Raw genomic sequence first — 2,779 nt, 5'->3', positions numbered from 1 at the left:
CAGCAGTTCGCGCGCGGCCGGTTCGGTCTCGGCGCCGGCGTCCAGGACGACGGGCGCGAGGTCGAGGTAGACGTCCTTCAGGACGTCCGCCAGCGCCGCCACCGGGATACCGCCGGAGCCGCCGACGGCGAGCCACAGGGACGTGGCGCCGTTCTCCAGGTCGCCGAGCACGGCCTCCGCGTCGGGCACCGCGTGCCGCTGGCGTACGTCCCAGCCGTCCGCGGCGTTGCCCTCGGGCCGGCCGCCGCGGACGAAGGGCGCGAAGCCGGGCAGCCCGGACTCCGGTGCGCGATCGCGCGCGGTGTAGAGCGGCGGCGTGCGCAGCCCGTCGTCGAGTGCGGTGGACAGCAGCGTCTCCGCCTCGGCGCCGGAGACGTCCTTGCCGGCCTTGCGCAGCACGCCGGCCACCAGCTGCTGCCACTGCTCGTGCGTCGCGTCGGCGAACTCGGTCGCCAGGGAGAGCCCGTCATCGGGCAGGACAGTCATGGACGGATGTTAGCCAGGCCGGCTAATGAACGGGTGAGGGCTGCCTTGGTTGTGACCATGTTCTCGTCCGGGCCGCCCGGCCGGGCGGCCCGGACGAGGGCTCCGCCGCCCGGCCCGTACGCCGGCACCGGCACCGCGGAAAGCGGGCGAACGGATTTCTGGCCGAAAGTGTGCGTCATATTCGCCGGGAAAGTGCAATGCGCAGCGGACCTGAAATTGCATGGTTCTCCCAATCCCCGGTAAAGATAGTTTCTCAATGCAACCAAGTGGCCGGAATGCGGTTCCGGTCGGCCCGGGAATGGGGGCAGGCTGCGATCGATCGGAGTCGTGGTGCGCCGGCCGCCTCCGGGTGTTCTCGGCGCACCGTTCGCCCGGAAGGGGTGCCACGTGGTGCGCGGTCGGACGAGAGGCAGGGCGGAGCGCGCGGCCGACGCAGCCGCCGAACACCTGCTGCGAGCAGGGAAGTTACTGCGCAGGTCGGCCGAGACGCCGGACGGCCGCGCCGTCTTCCGTACGGACCAGGACGTCAACGACTCCCCGTACCGGGCCCGTTGGGCGCACGACAAAGTCGTCCGCTCGACACACGGTGTCAACTGCACGGGCTCTTGTTCGTGGCAGGTGTATGTCAAGGACGGGCTTATCACCTGGGAGACCCAGGCGACCGACTATCCGTCGACGGGCCCCGACCGCCCGGATTACGAACCGCGCGGCTGCCCCCGCGGCGCGTCATTCTCGTGGTACACGTACTCGCCCACGCGCGTGCGTTATCCGCACGCGCGCGGAGTTCTCGTCCAGATGTACCGCGACGCCAGACGCCGCCTCGGCGACCCCGTCGCCGCCTGGGCGGAGATCACCGGCGACCCCGAGCGGCGGCGGCGCTACCAGAGCGCCCGCGGCAAGGGCGGGCTGGTGCGCATCGGCTGGGACGAGGCGCTGGAGATCGCCGCCGCCGCGCACGTGCACACCCTGCGGGCCTACGGCCCCGACCGGATCGCCGGGTTCTCCCCGATCCCCGCGATGTCGATGGCCTCGCACGCCGTCGGCGCCCGCTTCCACGCCCTCATCGGCGCCCCCATGCTGTCGTTCTACGACTGGTACGCGGACCTGCCCATCGCCTCCCCGCAGGTCTTCGGCGACCAGACCGACGTGCCCGAGTCCGGCGACTGGTGGGACGCCGCCTACCTCGTGCTCTGGGGCTCCAACGTCCCGGTCACCCGCACCCCCGACGCCCACTGGATGGCCGAGGCCCGCTACCGCGGCCAGAAGGTCGTCGTCGTCTCACCCGACTACTCCGACGCCACCAAGTTCGCCGACGAGTGGCTGCACCCGCACCCCGGCACCGACGGCGCGCTGGCCATGGCCATGGGGCACGTCATCCTCAAGGAGTGCTTCGTCGAGAAGCAGGTGCCCTACTTCACCGAGTACGTCAAGCAGTTCACCGACCTGCCGTTCCTCATCGAACTGGAGGAGACCGGCGACGGCGCGTACACCCCCGGCCGGTTCGTCACCGCCGCCGACGCCGGGCTCGCCGACCGGGACCCCGCCGGCCGCCACCGCCCCGTGCTCCTCGACGCCGCCACCGGCCGCGTCGTCGCCCCGCCCGGCACCCTCGGCGACCGCTGGTCGAAACCGGGGGAGGGGCGCTGGCACCTCGACCTCGGCGAGACGGACCCGCTGCTCACCCTGTACGCCGACGGCGACGGCGGCGACCGCGGCGGCCCCACCGCCGACGTCGTCCTCGGCCGGTTCGACGAGCCGGGCGCCACCGTGCGGCGCGCCGTCCCGGTCCGCGAGATCGGCGGGCGCCGCGTGACCACCGTGTTCGACCTCCTCCTCGCGAGCTACGGCGTCCCGCGCCCCGGACTCGGCGGCCGGTGGCCCGCCTCGTACGACGACGCCGCCGTGCCCTGCACCCCCGCCTGGCAGGAGGCGATCACCTCCGTGCCCGCCCGCGCCGCCGTCCGCGCCGCCCGCGAGTGGGCCCGTACCGCGGAGCAGACCCGCGGCCGCTGCATGATCGTGATGGGCGCGGGCACCAACCACTGGTTCCACTCCGACACGATCTACCGCGCCTTCCTGTCCCTGCTCATGCTCACCGGCTGCCAGGGCGTCAACGGCGGCGGCTGGGCGCACTACGTCGGCCAGGAGAAGGTCCGCCCGTACGGCGGCTGGCAGCAACTCGCCACCGCCGCCGACTGGGTCCGCCCCTCGCGGCAGATGGCCGGCACCCCGTACTGGTACCTGCACACCGGCCAGTGGCGCTACGACCGCGCCCCCGCCGACGCGCTGGCCT

At 73.0% G+C, this 2,779-nt stretch carries 1 protein-coding gene and 1 pseudogene; one reads left to right on the top strand and one right to left on the bottom strand.

The genetic code is table 11. The features are described from left to right. Positions 1–486: pseudogene (locus H5J30_RS25665) on the bottom strand (methylmalonyl-CoA mutase family protein); the annotation flags it as partial. Positions 487–1,281: 795 nt separating this feature from the next. Here H5J30_RS25665 and H5J30_RS25660 point away from each other — a divergent pair. Next, on the top strand, positions 1,282–2,779 hold a 1,498-nt coding region (locus tag H5J30_RS25660), incomplete at its 3' end, for a molybdopterin-dependent oxidoreductase (protein WP_374101025.1).

Source organism: Streptomyces phytophilus, from assembly GCF_013870535.1.
Taxonomy (GTDB): Bacteria; Actinomycetota; Actinomycetes; order Streptomycetales; family Streptomycetaceae; genus Streptomyces; species Streptomyces phytophilus.
The sequence above is the reverse complement of the archived record's forward strand: the minus strand, read 5'-3'. Positions and strand labels throughout refer to the sequence as shown.